Annotated in this window: 12 protein-coding genes; 6 read left to right on the forward strand and 6 right to left on the reverse strand. The window is 69.2% G+C overall.

The features are described from left to right. Position 1: 1 nt before the first annotated feature. The 3 genes from ACFYRH_RS37370 to lepA form a co-directional block, all read right to left on the reverse strand. Positions 2-574 (reverse strand): TetR/AcrR family transcriptional regulator, encoded by a 573-nt coding sequence (locus tag ACFYRH_RS37370; RefSeq protein WP_387784964.1) that lies wholly within the window; start codon positions 572-574, stop codon positions 2-4. A gap of 227 nt (positions 575-801) precedes the next feature. Beyond that, entirely contained in the window at positions 802-1710 is a 909-nt protein-coding gene (locus tag ACFYRH_RS37375; RefSeq protein WP_387784966.1) for an aminoglycoside phosphotransferase family protein, read from the reverse strand. Beyond that, on the reverse strand, positions 1711-3600 hold the full coding sequence (gene lepA, locus ACFYRH_RS37380; protein ID WP_387784968.1) for a translation elongation factor 4: 1890 nt from the start codon (positions 3598-3600) through the stop codon (positions 1711-1713). A 105-nt stretch (positions 3601-3705) separates the two neighbouring features. On the opposite strand from lepA, the gene ACFYRH_RS37385 reads away from it, so the two are divergent. Genes ACFYRH_RS37385 through ACFYRH_RS37395 form a run of 3 tightly spaced genes read left to right on the forward strand, consistent with a single transcriptional unit; the run spans position 3706 to position 6266 of the window. Continuing rightward, positions 3706-4605 (forward strand): hypothetical protein, encoded by a 900-nt coding sequence (locus ACFYRH_RS37385; protein ID WP_387784970.1) that lies wholly within the window; start codon positions 3706-3708, stop codon positions 4603-4605. A 60-nt stretch (positions 4606-4665) separates the two neighbouring features. Beyond that, positions 4666-5154 (forward strand): RNA polymerase sigma factor, encoded by a 489-nt coding sequence (locus ACFYRH_RS37390; RefSeq protein WP_387784972.1) that lies wholly within the window; start codon positions 4666-4668, stop codon positions 5152-5154. Beyond that, a complete protein-coding gene (locus ACFYRH_RS37395) occupies positions 5151-6266 on the forward strand; it encodes a hypothetical protein (RefSeq protein ID WP_387784974.1) in 1116 nt (371 codons plus the stop codon). The genes ACFYRH_RS37390 and ACFYRH_RS37395 overlap by 4 nt, the downstream gene beginning before the upstream one ends. A 46-nt stretch (positions 6267-6312) precedes the next feature. Here the strand turns inward: ACFYRH_RS37395 and ACFYRH_RS37400 are convergent, their stop codons facing one another. Further along, positions 6313-9297, reverse strand: coding sequence for a S8 family serine peptidase (locus ACFYRH_RS37400; protein ID WP_387784976.1), 2985 nt, complete (start codon positions 9295-9297; stop codon positions 6313-6315). A gap of 159 nt (positions 9298-9456) precedes the next feature. On the opposite strand from ACFYRH_RS37400, the gene ACFYRH_RS37405 reads away from it, so the two are divergent. Together ACFYRH_RS37405 and rpsT are read left to right on the forward strand one after the other, a co-directional pair. Further along, positions 9457-9915, forward strand: a complete 459-nt coding sequence (locus ACFYRH_RS37405; protein ID WP_387784977.1) for an SRPBCC family protein — start codon at positions 9457-9459, stop codon at positions 9913-9915. 144 nt (positions 9916-10059) lie between these two features. Further along, positions 10060-10320, forward strand: a complete 261-nt coding sequence (gene rpsT, locus ACFYRH_RS37410; protein WP_387784979.1) for a 30S ribosomal protein S20 — start codon at positions 10060-10062, stop codon at positions 10318-10320. Positions 10321-10872: 552 nt separating this feature from the next. On the opposite strand, the gene holA is transcribed toward rpsT, so the two are convergent. Further along, on the reverse strand, positions 10873-11856 hold the full coding sequence (holA, locus tag ACFYRH_RS37415) for a DNA polymerase III subunit delta (RefSeq protein WP_387784981.1): 984 nt from the start codon (positions 11854-11856) through the stop codon (positions 10873-10875). Between the two features lie 69 nt (positions 11857-11925). Here holA and ACFYRH_RS37420 point away from each other — a divergent pair, with 69 nt between their 5' ends. Continuing rightward, complete coding sequence (locus ACFYRH_RS37420) at positions 11926-12498, forward strand: isochorismatase family protein (RefSeq protein ID WP_387784983.1); 573 nt, start codon at positions 11926-11928, stop codon at positions 12496-12498. Here ACFYRH_RS37420 and ACFYRH_RS37425 read toward each other — a convergent pair. After that, on the reverse strand, positions 12490-14859 hold the full coding sequence (locus ACFYRH_RS37425; RefSeq protein ID WP_387784984.1) for a ComEC/Rec2 family competence protein: 2370 nt from the start codon (positions 14857-14859) through the stop codon (positions 12490-12492). The genes ACFYRH_RS37420 and ACFYRH_RS37425 overlap by 9 nt on opposite strands. Positions 14860-14865: the final 6 nt, after the last annotated feature.

Genomic DNA, 14865 nt, shown 5'->3' on the forward strand with positions numbered 1-14865 from the left:
TTCATTGGTTGGTCTCGGTGGTGATGTGGTTGAAGAGGCCGGGCTTGATCCGGGTCCGGACCTGATGGGACCACGGCTCGTCGACCTGCGGCAGGTCGAGGGCGGCGTTGGTGTTCAACAGCATGCCGAAGGCAAGGAACGACTTGATCGTCACCGGGTCCAGGTCCGCGGTCTCGGCGACTGCCTGCCAGAGCCGCGCGAAGCTGCCCCGGACGGCGTCGCGGACCTCGCCGTCACCGGCGGCGGCCGCGGCGACGCCCTGCAGCTGGAGCAGCAGCGTGGTGCGATCGGCCAGCATGTCGTTGTACTCCTGCCCCATCGCGGTCAGCGCCTCGACCCCGCGCGCCCCGCCGGCGGCCGCGAGCATCGCGATCCGCATCCGCTCGAACGCCGCGTCGACACACTCCAGGAACAGCTGCTTCTTGGTCCCGAACAGGCGGAAGACGTACGCCTGCGTGATCTCCGCGCGACGGGCGATCGTCTCCGTCGAGGCGCCGTACAGCCCCGCCGTGGCGAACTCCTGCTCGGCGATCCCGAGAATCTGCGCCCGCCGCTGCTCCTGCGTCATCCTCATGGCATCGAAGTTAGTAGGTAGTAACTACTAACTACAACAGGTTGTCCGCCACCTCACACCACCCCAAGGCGCGGCTCAGCGAGCGTCATTCCAGGGCCCGAAGACAGGAACCGAGGGGTGGAGACCTGTTATTGCCTGTGCTCACCCACGAGAACCTGTGTTCACTCACCACGCCGGCCCCGGGCCAATTGGCCTGTTGGCGGCGGCGATGCAATGGCGGAGTGCGGTCAGTCCTGAATGGCTTTGACGATGGCGATGTTGCGGGTGAGCCAGTCCTGGGGCAGGGACTCGTCGGTGGTGGCGCTCTCCAGGGTCCACAGGACGTTCAGCATCTGGCGGACGATCACCCAGTCGCGGGCGCGGTCCTCGTCGAAGCCGGCGGCGTCGACGGCGGTGTAGAAGCGCTGCCGGACGCCGAATCGCAGGTCGCCGGTGATCTCGTCCCAGCGGTTCCACACCAGTGGCGCGACCTCGAAGTGCGGATCACCGGACAGCGGCTTCGGGTCGATCACCAGCCACGGTTCGCGGTCGGCGGCGAGCATGTTCTCGTAGTGCAGGTCGGTGTGGATCAGCGTGCCGTCGGTGGCCGGGTCGGCGATGAAGTCCTCGGACAGCGAGATCGCCTGCTCGACGTACCGATGCGGGACCGGGGCGGACGCCGGCAGTTGGCGCATCCGATCGGTCCAGCGCTGGAGTTCGCCGGACAGGGTGCGGAACTGCGGTCCCGCCGGGACGTGCAGTCGTTTGTAGGTGTTGCCAACGAGCTCACAAGCGTCCAGCGCGTCGATCGTGGTCGCGTCGCGCGGGTGCAGCCGCTCGAGCAGCATCGCGAACCGGCGCGGATCCGCCCGCAGCAGCTGGACCGCACCGTTGCCGGCCCAGGTCCGGAGCGCGAGGTGCTCGGTCTCCGCCTCCCAGTGCGGGAACTGCACCTTGAGCACCGCCCGCTCGCCGTCCCGCGTCAGCACCGGCACGACCAGCGCACAGTTCCCGTACGCCGACGCGCCGTCGACCCGCAGCTCCCACTCGCCGAGCAGGTCACGCGTCACCCGCGGCAACCGGTCCAGCCAGTCTGCCCAGTCCTGGCCGCGGAACCCGACGACCAGCAGGCCCTCGGGGATGTCGACGGCGGACACCTATTTCTTGCCGGCCTTCTCGGGCGAGTCGGACGTCCGGAGGGCAGCGATGAAGGCCTCCTGCGGGACCTCGACGCGGCCGACCATCTTCATCCGCTTCTTGCCTTCCTTCTGCTTCTCGAGCAGCTTGCGCTTCCGGGTGATGTCACCGCCGTAGCACTTGGCCAGCACGTCCTTGCGGATCGCGCGGATCGTCTCGCGGGCGATCACCCGGGACCCGATCGCGGCCTGGATCGGCACCTCGAACTGCTGCCGCGGGATCAGTTCCTTCAGCTTGCCGGCCAGCGCCACGCCGTAGGAGTAGGCGCTGTCGCGGTGCACGATCGCGGAGAAGGCGTCGACGGTCTCGCCGTGCAGCAGGATGTCGACCTTCACCAGCTGCGCGGACTGCTCGCCGGTCGGCTCGTAATCGAGCGACGCATAGCCCTTGGTCTTCGACTTCAGCTGGTCGAAGAAGTCGAACACGATCTCGGCGAGCGGCAGCGTGTACCGCAGCTCGACCCGGTCCTCGGACAGGTAGTCCATGCCGTTCAGCGCGCCGCGCTTCTGCTGGCAGAGCTCCATGATCGCGCCGATGTAGTCGCTCGGGCTCAGGATGGTCGCCTTCACCACCGGCTCGTAGACCTCGTCGACCTTGCCCTCGGGGAACTCGCTCGGGTTGGTGACGACGTGCTCGGTACCGTCTTCCATCACCACCCGGTAGACCACGTTCGGCGCGGTCGAGATCAGGTCCAGGTTGAACTCGCGCTCGAGCCGCTCGCGGACGATCTCCATGTGCAGCAGACCGAGGAAGCCACAGCGGAAGCCGAAGCCGAGCGCACCGGAGGTCTCCGGCTCGTACTGCAGGGCGGCGTCGTTCAGCTGGAGCTTGTCGAGCGCGTCGCGCAGCGTGGGATAGTCGTCGCCGTCGATCGGGTACAGACCGGCGTACACCATCGGCTGCGGGTGCTTGTAGCCGCCGAGCGCCTCGGTCGCGCCGTTCACGTTCGAGGTGACGGTGTCACCGACGCGGGACTGGCGGACGTCCTTCACGCCGGTGATCAGGTAACCGACCTCACCCACGCCGATACTCTGCGTCTTCAGCGGCTCCGGGGAGATCACGCCGACCTCGAGCATCTCGTGCACCGCGCCGGTCGACATCATCTTGATCCGGTCCCGGTGGTTCAGCTCGCCGTCGACCACCCGGACGTAGGTCACGACGCCGCGGTAGGTGTCGTAGACCGAGTCGAAGATCAGCGCCCGCGGCGGAGCGTCCTTGACGCCCTTCGGTGGCTCGATCTGGGCGACGATCTCGCTGAGCAGGTCCTCGACGCCCTCGCCGGTCTTCGCCGAGACCTTCAGTACGTCGGACGGGCTGCAGCCGATGATGTTCGCGAGCTCCTCGGAGTACTTCTCCGGTTGCGCGCTCGGCAGGTCGATCTTGTTCAGCACCGGGATGATGTGCAGGTCCGCGTTCAGCGCGAGGTACAGGTTCGCCAGCGTCTGCGCCTCGATCCCCTGCGCGGCGTCCACCAGCAGGACGGCACCCTCACACGCCTCCAGCGACCGCGAGACCTCGTACGTGAAGTCCACGTGCCCCGGCGTGTCGATCATGTTCAGGATGTACGTCGTACCGTCCGGGGCGAGCAGGCCGCCCGGGGTGTCGGGCCTGGGCGTGAACGGGAGCCGGACCGCCTGCGACTTGATCGTGATCCCGCGCTCACGCTCGATGTCCATCCGGTCCAGGTACTGCGCCCGCATCGAGCGGTCGTCGACCACACCGGTGATCTGCAGCATCCGGTCGGCCAGCGTCGACTTGCCGTGGTCGATGTGGGCGATGATGCAGAAGTTCCGGATCAGCGACGGGTCGGTACGACCCGGCTGCGGCACTTTCGTGGGGCCAACGGGCACGGAGGGATCCAAATCTGGTCTGGTACGTGGGTATCTGACCAATCATCCCATGGGGGTCCAGCGGATTCGAAAATCAGTGGCGGGAGGCCGCTAGCGTGGTGACGCATGGCGCATGCTGCTGGGGTCCGGTTGCCCTACGGGGAGTTGCCCGCCGCTGTGCGGGCCTGGGTGGAACGCACGCTCGGTTCGGTCGTGATCTCGGCCGACACCCAGCAAGGCGGCTTCTCCCCCGGCACCGCCGCCCGCCTGGTCACCGCCTCCGGCCGCCGGGCCTTCGTGAAAGCGGTCGGTACGTCGCTGAACCCGAAGACGCCGGTGTTGTTCCGCCAGGAGATCACCGCGACGCGCGCGATCGGACCGCTCCCGATGGTCCCGCTGATGTACGACGTGTACGACGACGGCGACTGGGTCGGGATGCTGTTCGAGGACATCTCCGGCCAGCTGCCCCGCCACCCGTGGACGCAGGAGGAGGCGGACCGGGTACTCGGCGCGCTGGACGAGCTCACCGACGCGCTGGACCCGTCGCCGTGGCCGGAGGCGCCGGTGATCGCCGTACGGAGTCGGGACTTCCTCAGCCGGTGGGAGAACGTCCTGGCCGACGGTCTCGCCGTACCGTCCTGGGTGGATCCCGAGGAGTTCGCCGAGATGGCCCGGACGGGACTGCGGGCACTGGCTGAGGGCAAGGCACTCGCGCACTACGACCTGCGGGCGGACAACATCATCCTGACCGACGACCGGGTGGTGTTCATCGACTGGGCGCACCCGGGGCTGGCACCACGCTGGACGGACTCGGTGATCCTGCAGGCGGAGATGCGGGGGTCGGTGACGCTGCCGGAACTGCCCGACGATTCCGGGATCACTGGACTGATCGCGGCGATCGCAGGCGGGATGTGGTGGGGCTCGGCGCAGCCGTCTCCGCCTGGGCTGCCGACGGTCCGGCAGTGGCAGCGGCAGAATGCGCTGGCCCACCTGGACTGGGTGCGCGAGCGGATGCAGCGTTTCTGAACGCCGCGCGTCTGTAGAGGTGTGACGAATCCCTTGGTGAGCATCAGACCCCCTGCGCAAGTGGATGCACATGCGGCGGTGTCGGCGCTGTACCAGCAGCACTGGGTCGGGCTGGTTCGGCTGGCGGTGCTGATGGTGGACGACCGGCAGGCGGCAGAGGACGTCGTACAGGAGGCCTTTGCCGAGTTGTACCGGCGCTGGCCGTTGCGGGGGTCCGATGCGGCGCTGGCCTACCTGCGGACCGCCGTGGTGAACCGGGGCCGGTCGGTACTGCGCCGGCGCAAGGTGGCGCGGCTGTACATCCCACCGCATCAGGCGCCGAACGACTCCGCCGAGAGCGACGTCGTGCTCGGCGAGGCGCGGTCCGAGGTCCAGCAGGCGCTCCAGACGCTCCCCCGGCGGACCCGCGAGGTGCTCGTGCTCCGGTACTACCTCGATCTCGCCTACGCCGAGATCGCCCAGATTCTCGGGATCAGCGAATCCTCCGCGCGTGCCACCTCGTCACGCGGTATCGCGGTCCTGACCGAACGCCTGAAGGAACTGCGATGACCGACACCGAGACGCGTCTGCGCGACTACCTGACCTCCCAGGCCGCCACCGTTCCCGACGACGCCCAGGGGCCGGGCCTCGACTCGACCCGCCGGCGCCGGCACTGGCCGGTCGTCGCGGCCGCCGCCGCGATCGCCGTGGTCGCCGTCCTCGCCGCTTCGTTCCTGAGCCGGTCGTCCGGCAACGACACCGCTCCGGCCCGCACGCCTGCCCCGCCGGTGTCCGGGGCCGCGCCCGAGCTCCCGTACATGAACCCCGAGACCTCGACGCTGCACGACGGCAAGCAGACGGTGAAGCTGCCGAAGGGTTTCGCCAACTCGTACTTCGAGCGCGTGGCCGGTGGCTGGATGGGGATCCGGATGGCCAAGCCCGGCGAGTTCCGGACCGGCGTCCTGCAGCCGAACGGCACCTTCCGGCCGCTCGGGCCGGAGCGTTCCGACCAGAGCACCCTGTCCCCCGACCGCAAGCTGGTCGCCCTGTGGCACTACCTGTCCAACACCAAGGGTCAGGTCATCGTCGTCGACGTCCGGTCCGGGCGGCAGGTCGCTCAGCTGCCCGCCGGGTCCTTGCACCCCGACATCGTCGGCTGGAACCAGGACGGGCTCTGGATGACCACCGGCAAGGCCGAGCTGATCGTCTGGAAGCCGTCGACCGGCGCGAAGCGCACGGTGTCGATTCCAGGCTTCGACGGCAGCGCATCGGTTCCCAAGGCCGCCGCGACCATCGCCGTGTCGGCCAAGGCCGGCGGCAAGCAGTGCGTCAGGGCCGGCGTCCTGCGGGAGGACGGCTTCAAGGTGCTCCGGGAGTATTGCGCCGAGGGGCAACCGCATCTGTACCCGGTGCTGTCCCCCGACGGCCGGACGATGGTCCAGAGCTTTGCTGGTGTGGCGATCGACGTGAACACCGGTCAGGTCACGAAACTCCAAGTGCCGAACCACATGCTCGACGTGCTGCCGGAGCCCGCTTTCGAGAACGGGACACAGCTCCTGACGCTCAACGAGAGCCAGGACGGCAACAGACTCAGCTACGACCTCTGGCGCTGCGACGTCACGTCCGGGGCGTGCAAGCAGCTGATCAAGAAGGCTGATGGCTTCTCGTTCGTCCAGCACTGATTGACGATGAGGGCGGCCCGGTGGTGTGCCGGGCCGCCCTCGCCGTTCAGCTGTCTACCCGGATGACAGTCGAGCCGGAGCCGTCCGCGCCGTCGGAGAAGTGCAGCTGGCCCAGGTACTTGGTGCCTGCGGTCAGACCGGTCCAGGAGGCAGTCACGCCGGCCTGTCCGGCGACCGTCACCGGCTGGCTGGCCGGTGTGACGGTCAGGTTGCCCTCAGCCTTCTGCAGCTCCCAGTGGTCGAGCTTGACCGCCTGCTCGCTCGCTCCGGCGTACAGGTCGACGTACACGTCCACTTGGCCGCCTGCGGGCTGGGCGAGGTTCACCTCTTCCTCTGCCGAGCCGCCGGTGCTGCTGCCGAGCAGAGTCGTCGTACCGGCCTTGTAGACGAAGACGTCCAGGTCGGTGCCGGTCGGGTAGTCCGTGTCGAACGTGGAGAACCGGGCGTACGTCGTCCCGGCCGGGACGTTCACGGTGAACTTCGCGACGTGGTCGTTGGCCTTCGGGCTGGTCGTCGGGAACGAGACACCGCCCGGGTTCTTCAGCGTGGCCTCGCCGACGGTGGCGGGCGTCAGGCCGAGTGCGGTGGTGGTGAGCGTCCCGGCGTACCCGGAGGTGATCGGGACGTCGACGGAGCCGGCCGTTCCGGTGCCGTTGACCTGGACCGGGGCCTTCACCGTCAGCGGCTTGATCGCGAGCGTGCTGGCGACCGAATGCTGCGCCGACTTCCAGACCAGGCGACCGAACGAGTACTGCTCGAGCGGGGCGCCGTTGTTCTCGACGGTGACCTTGTACGTCGTGCTGTGGCCCGGCAGCGTGATCAGGATCCGCGGCGAGACCGTCACCTTGAGGCCCTTCAGGCCCTCGACCTTCGGGAAGTAGACCTCGGGGGTCTTGCCCACATTCGTCACGGTCCGGGTCACGGTCTGCTTGCCGGCCAGGTCACCGATCGCGATCGTCGGGTAGTTCAGGTCGCTCAGGTCGATCTTGCCGTTGGCGCACAGCTCGTGCGTGCTCGGCACCTGACCGGAGCCGCAGACGAACTTCGTCCAGTCCGTGTACGTCGAGTCGTAGACCAGGCCCGGGTCCATCCCGAGCTTCGGCTGCACCAGGCCGGCGCCGTACCCGAACGGGTTGGCGGGCGAACCGGAGTCGTTCTGGATCGGCTTGCCGCTGGTGTCCTTGTCGGTGGCGGTCGTCATCATCGCGGACTTGATCGCCATCGGGGACCACGTCGGGTGCTTGCTCTTCAGGACCGCCGCGATCCCGGAGATGTGCGGCGTGGACATCGACGTACCGCTCATGAACGCGTACTCACCGCCGGCCGCGCTGAACGCGGTCGTCGCGGCCAGCACGTTCGTGCCCGGCGCCATGATGTCCGGCTTCAGCAGGTCGCCGTTGCCGGCCGGGGACGGCCCACGGCTCGACGAGGCCGCGACCTTCGGCGCGGTGACGCGGACCGGCGTACCGGGGCTGATGGTCGCGGTCGGCTTCGCGGTGCCGCCGACATACGCCTTGACCTCCGGCGCGGCCTTCTCGTCGAGGTGGACGGTCGGGACCGAGTGCAGGTCGGAGTCGAGGGTGCCCGGCGTGATGTTGAGCAGGATCATGCCGACGCCGCCGGCGTTCTTCACCTGCAGGCTCTTGTCGACGCGGGCGTTGACGCCGCGGTCGCAGACCACGATCTTGCCCTTGACCTTCGCCGGGTCCAGCGTGTTCGCCTGACAGAGCACCAGGTTGGCCGGGTCGGCTCCGGCGAGCCCCGCGTCCTTGGCGAGGATCACCGGCGCCTCCGGCGTACCGGCGCCGATGCCCGCGCCCGTGTAGGACTTGCCGTTGCCGAGTGTGACCGTGGTCTGGATGTCGCGGTCATGAGTGCCGTTGGCAACCGACGTGACCCAGGGGTACGTCTTGCCGACCGTGGCATCGCCCGGGCCGGTGTTGCCGGCGCTGGTCGCGACGAACACACCCGCCTTCGCCGCCCGCAGGAACGCGAGACCGGTGGCGTTCACGTACGTCGACCCGCTGCCGGAGATCGAGTAGTTGATGACATCGACACCATCGGAGACCGCGGCGTCGATCGCGGCCACGATGTCGGCGTCGGTCCCGCTGCCGCCGCCCGTCGCGTCGACCGCCCACAGCGCCTTGTAGATCGCGAGGCGGGCGTGCGGCGCCATCCCGGAGCCCTTGCCGTAGTCGCGGCCCATGACGCTCATGTCGACGCCGTAGTTGCCGGCCGCGGTGCTCGCGGTGTGCGTGCCGTGGCCGCCGTAGTCGCGCGGCGACTTGAACTCCTCCGGGATCGGGCGGGTGCCGATGCCCTTGTCGAAGTACCGGGCGCCGATCACCTTGTTGTTGCAGGTGACGGGCGCCTCCTCGCCGGCCTGGCAGGTGCCCTTCCACTTCTTCGCGATCAGCGCGTCGGACTGCTTGGTGGTCTTCATCGGCGCGAAGCTCGCCCGCTCCGGGACGTACCCGGAGTCGATCATCCCGATGATCACGCCGTCACCGGCCTTGTCGACGCCACCCGCCTGCTGCCAGGCGCCACCCTTGCCGGACAGACCGAGGAAGCGCGGCGTGTCGACGGTGTCGGCGTGCTCGATCTCGCTCGGCTCGACGCTCTTCACTCCCGAGGACTTGGCGAGCTTGACCGCGTCGTCGTACGACATCTCGGCGGAGAAGCCGGCGTACGTGTAGTTGTAGTCGTACAGCTTCTTGACGGCCGGGACCTTGGCGAGGACGTCGTCGCGCTCGGTGGCGAGGTGCTTGACGTAGTCGACGACCGGCGCGGCGGTCTTCAGCAGCTTGCCGCCGGGCAGGACCTTGGTGGCGGCCAGGCCGGCGATGTCACCGTCGTACTCCGCGACCGGGGAGTCGTCGAGCTGGACGATGTACGAACCGGTCTCGGAGCGCTTCACCGCCGGGTCGGCCGGCGTCGGCTGGTCGGCATGGGCGGCATTGACCATGACCGGGACGCCGGCCATGGCGGCGATCAGCGCGGCGACGACGATCGCCTGACGTTTGCGGGTCAACGGAGGTCCTCCAGGGCTTGGACGGAGCGATGGTGGAGCTTGGCTCGCGGACATCCCGGCACCGTGGTGATCGGCGTCACGGGGCCCCGAGTATGCCGTCAGCGGGTGCCGGTGTCACGCTCGGCATCCACAGGCTCACGCCGAACAAGGGAAAACCCGATGCCCGATCTGACCGAGACCATCTCCGTCGAGGCACCGGCCGAGACGCTCTATGTCCTGGTGAGCGACCTGCCCCGCATGGGCGAGTGGAGCCCGGAGTGCACCCGCGTCACCTGGTCGTCGGCCGGCGGACCGGAGGTGGGCGCGCGGTTCGTCGGTCACAACCGGGCCGGCGCTGTGCGCTGGTTCACGTTCGGCCGGGTGGTCGCCGCGGAGCCGGGGCGGCGGTTCGCGTTCACGATCCACTTCGGACCGGTGCCGATCTCACTGTGGGACTACCGCTTCGAGCCGACCGACGCCGGATGCGCGGTCACCGAGTCGTGGACCGACCACCGGCCCGCGGCGTTGAGACTGCTGTTCCGGCCGATCTTCGGCAACCGGGTCCCACGCAACGCGCACGGCATCCGCACTACGCTGACGCGGCTGAAGTCCGCCGCAGAGACCCCTGCGCCCGCGTGATCCGGCAGCTTCCGGCGGGAGCTGGTTTGGTGATGGCTGACGGTTGTTGGTAATCTGGCTCTTCGCGCGCCCACGGGTGGTGTTCAGCCGTGCGCGCAACACCATCCTGTATTGACCGTACAAACCTGATCGAGGCACTGCTCCGTGGCGAACATCAAGTCCCAGATCAAGCGCAACCGCCAGAACGAGGCTGCGCGACTTCGCAACAAGTCGGTGAAGTCGACCCTCAAGACGGCGGTTCGTCGCTTCCACGAGGCCGTCGAGGCCGGTGAGGCCGACAAGGCTCAGGAGACCGCGCGTACTGCCGGCCGCCTGCTCGACAAGGCCGTCAGCAAGGGCGTCATCCACGCCAACCAGGCTGCCAACCGGAAGTCGGCCCTCTTCAAGAAGGCCGCCTCTCTCTGACGCCTGGGGCGCGTCTCTGACGCGACCCACAACGATCGGCCCGTCCGCAGGACGCGGCCGATCGTCTTGCGTAATGCAACGGTTCACTCCGCCGATGCACCGTTCCCCGGCCCCGCCGGCCAACCGAGGTGCTGGGCCGGGCTGCTGGGCCGGGCTGCTGGGCCGAGGTGCTGGGCCGAGGTGCTGGACCGAGGTCCTGGGCACCGCGCCGCTGGCCGCTGAGCCGACAGCCGGGCTGGCAGCTGGACTCGAGAGGCTGGACTTCGGGTGCTGGACCGCGAGCCAGCCGCTGAGCTGACGCCTCGAGCTCATCCGGGTCACCCGGGTGGCCTTCGCCCGAGCACCCTGACATCCACGGCGCCCTCACCCGAAAGGCTGCCCGCTGATCCCGAGGGTTGCCCCCTCGAATTTCCACGGGGCAACCCTCCAGCTCGATGGGCAACCCTTCAAACGGCGCCAGTCAGCCGGCGGCCGGGCTCGAAGGGCGGGCCTGCGGCCGGGCTCCGGTGGCGCGGCGGGCGTGAGGGGTGGGGATCGGGCTTGAGGCTGGGGTTAGCGGCGGCCGTGGGCTCGGGTGACGGTGAGGACCATGCGTTCCAGGGCGTAGCCGGCGTCGCCTGAGGCGCCTTTGACGTCGGCGTCGGCCTGGGCGACTGCTTTGATCGCCGTCGCCAGTCCGCCCGGGGTCCAGCCGCGGACCTGCTGCTTGAGCTGCTTCAGCTTCCACGGTGGCACCCCGACCTCCCGCGCCAGGTCCGCGTCCCGCATCCCACTCGAAGCACTCGCGTACTTCGCCAGCCCGCGCAACCCACCCGCCATCGCGCTCGTCACCAGCACCGGTGCGACGCCGCAGTCCAGCGCCCAGCGCAGCTGCTCCAGCGCCGGCTCGGTCCGGCCGGCGATCGCCGCGTCCGCGACCGCGAAACTCGTGACCTCCGCGCGGCCACCGAAGTACTGCCCGATCAGGTCGGTCGTCACCGCCTGACCGCCGGAGTCGGACACCAGCTGCGAGCACGCGCCGGCCAGCGCCCGGAGATCGTGACCGACCGCGTCCACCAGCGCGGACGCCGCTCCTTCGTCGACGGTCCCGCCGTGCAGCCGGATCTCCCCGGCCACGAACTGCGGCAGCTCCCACGTCTTCGGCGCCGTCGCGACGACCTCGTTGACCGATGCCTTCCGCAACTTGTCGAGGACGCCCTTGCCCTTCTGCCCACCCGAGTGCACCAGCACGACCAGTACGTCGTCGGCCGGGGACCCGGCGTACTCGATCAGGTGCGGGGCCATCTCGCTCGGGAGGTTCTCCAGGGCGCGCAGCACCAGGACCCGCTCGCTCGCGAACAGCGACGGGCCGGTCAGCTCCGCGAAGACGCCGACGTCCAGCGTGACCGCTTCGAGGTCGGTCACCTCGACCTCGGAACTGTTCTTCGACACCGCCGCGATCGCCGACCGCACCGCTCGATCCGCGAGGAACGACTCGGATCCGGTCACCAGCAGTACGTCACCGAGCTTCGGTGCAGAACCCCTACGAGCAGCCACCCGGTCAGCATCCCACGCCGGACGGACAATCCCGGTGCGGGCCCTCGGCAAACCCGCGAGGATGGCGCCATGACGTCATCCCCTGCGCCGACCGACGCACTGATCGTGGTGGACATGCAGACTGCCTTCGTCGCGGGCACCGACGCGGTTCCGGGCGCGGCTCAGCTTCTGGACCGGGTCGGTCTCCTGCTGGACCGAGCGCGGGAGGCGGGCGCGGTGGTCGTACACCTGCAGAACGACGGCCCTCCCGCCGCGGACGACGAGCCGGAGACACCGGGCTGGGAGCTGTACCTGCCCGTGAAGCCCGGGCCGCGTGAGCACGTGATCCGGAAGCCTCGGGACGACGGTTTCGACGCGACTCCACTCGGCGAGGTCCTGGTGTCGGCGGGCGTGCGGTCGCTGGCGATCTGCGGTGTGATGTCGGAGATGTGCGTGCACGCGACAGCGAAGACTGCCCTCGCACGGGGCTACCGCGTCGTCCTCCCGTACGACGCGCACGGCACCTACGACGCACCCGCTGTCGAGGGCGTCGCCGCCGGCATTCCGGCTCATGTGGTCTCGCGGGTCGCCGCGTGGTCGCTCGGTGATCAGCCCGAGAACACGGTCCCGGCCGAGGTCGTGCGGTTCGCCTCGTCACGGTGACGGGTCGGTGGTGAGCGCCAGGTGGTTGCGCTCGTTGGTGACGACGAGCGGGCCGCTGACGTTGGTAGTGGCAGTACGGATCGCGTCGTGGGACAGCAGCTCCAGGGTTCTCGGGGCCGGGTGGCCGTAGTCGTTGTCGCGACCGGCCGAGATCAAGGCCAGCCGCGCGTTGGTCGCCGCGATGAAGCCGGGGTCCTGCTGCGCCGACCCGTGGTGCGGGACCTTCAGTACGTCGGCGCGCAGGTCGGCGCCGGTGGCGAGGACGGCTCGCTGCGACTCGGGTTCGAGATCGCCGGTGAGCAGGATCCGGAGACCGGCGAGCTCGACCATCATCGCGATGCTGGCGTTGTTCTCCGGCGAGCCCTCGTCGGACGAGGTCGCGGACGACGTACCGGGTGGTGGCAGCGCCGGGACCTTGGCGGGCCAAAGCGTTGTCCAGGTCACCGCGCCGACCGTTCGCGTCTCTCGGAACGCGACCGTCCGGACCGGAACCTGATGGTGAGCCGCGAGGTCCGTCACCCGGTCGTACTCGGCTCGTGGCGAGAAGTACGGCGTCACCTCGATCTCGTCGACCCGGCGACCGTCCAGCACTCCGGCCAGGCCACCGACGTGGTCGGCGTGGAAATGGCTGAGCACGACGACCGGGACGTGCTTGACGCCGAGGTCCTTCAGACAGCGGTCCATCGGCGCCGGGTCCGGGCCTGTGTCGACGACTACCGCCGTACCCTCGCCGGCTCGCAGGACCAGGCCGTCTCCTTGCCCGACGTCGCAGACCACGAAGAGCCAGTCGTCCGGTGGCCAGCCCAAGCGGCCGACCGGCCGCAGAATCACGACGGCCAGCACGACCACCGCGAGGACCATCGCGATCGGCCGGGCGAGGATCCGGTGCAGGCCGAGAACGAGTGCGGCGCAGAGCAGGGTCAGGACCACGATGCCGACGACGGTCGCCGGCCAGGTGCTCGCGGCACCCGGTAGGTCGGCGCCCTGCTCGGCGACCAGGATGATCCAGCGTGCCGGCCAGCCGGCTGCCCAGCCGACGAGGTGCGCTGCTCCGCTGCTGATCAAGGCGACCGCGGCCGCGACGAATCCGATGATCGTCGTCGGCCCGACTGCAGGGCCCGCCAGCAGGTTGGCCGCGACGGCCACCAGCGAGACCTGACCGGAAAGCCACGCGACGACCGGCGTACACGCAATCTGCGCGGCGAGCGGACACGAGATCGCCTCCGCCAACCACCTGGGCAGCCACTTCGCCAGCGCTTCCCGCCATCCCGGCCCGAGTAGGACGATGCCGGCGGTCGCGAGCACCGACAGCGCGAACCCGGCCGAGCGCGCGAGCGACGTGTCCAGCAGAAGCAGCACGATCACGGCCGCCGAGAGACTCCGTACCGCGCGGCGCTGTGCTCCCCCGCCAGTCATCGCCGCGAGGGCGATCAGTCCCATGGCGGCCGCGCGGAGAACGCTCGGTTGTGGTCTCGCAAGGACGATGAACACGACGACCGTCAGCACGCCGACCACGGTCAGCCCGCGCGCTCGCACGCCCGACACCCGGGCCAGTGGGAGGAGGAAGGCGAGCAGCAGCGTCAGGTTGGTGCCGGAGACAGCGGACAGGTGGGTGAGCCCGGTTGTGCGGAAGTCGGCGTCCAGGTCGGGTGACACCCGGGAGACGTCGCCCATCACGAGGGCAGGCACGAGCCCACGGACGTCCTCCGGCTCGCCGGCTACCGCGTCGCGCAGCCCGGCGCGTACTTTCTCCGCTGCTCGTAGCCACCACGGTGGCGCGTCGACGACCCGAGGCGGTGATCGGGTCGAGAGCATCGCGGCTACGTCGGATCCGTTGTCGACGGCTTCGAGTCTGCCGGTCGCGTCGACGTGTTCGCCGTACCTGATCGTCTGCCATTTGGTGCTCCCTACGACGAGGACTGGGGTGCGGACTCGAAGGGTCCGCAGGTGGTCGGAGCCAGCTCGGGTGCGGATCTCCTCGATGGTTGCTTTGAGCACGACATACGGCGGGCGGCGGCTCGTGGTGCTCTGACGGACGGATGGATCGCTGTCGATCTTCAGGCGGACGGTGACGGTGGCCGAGTCATCTGCCAGGTCGTGCACTGGACCGGCGCGAAGGGTCGCTGCTTGCAGGCCGGCGGCGAGAGCCAGGCCGCCGACGACCACCAGAACTCCTGTTGTGGTCCACCCGAGGCTTTGCGGGAGGTGCCGCCGTCGGACGAGCAGTCCGAGGGTGATTGCCGCAGCCAGCGCGAGCGTTCCGACGAGTATTCCGGCCAGTGGCGGTCGTCCGATCAGCAGCACCGCAGCCTGCCACCCAGCAGCAGCCGGAACGAGCAGCCGAGCATCCAAACCCCGCACGGCAGC

The sequence above is a fragment of the Kribbella sp. NPDC004875 genome (genome assembly GCF_042873375.1).
GTDB lineage: Bacteria > Actinomycetota > Actinomycetes > Propionibacteriales > Kribbellaceae > Kribbella.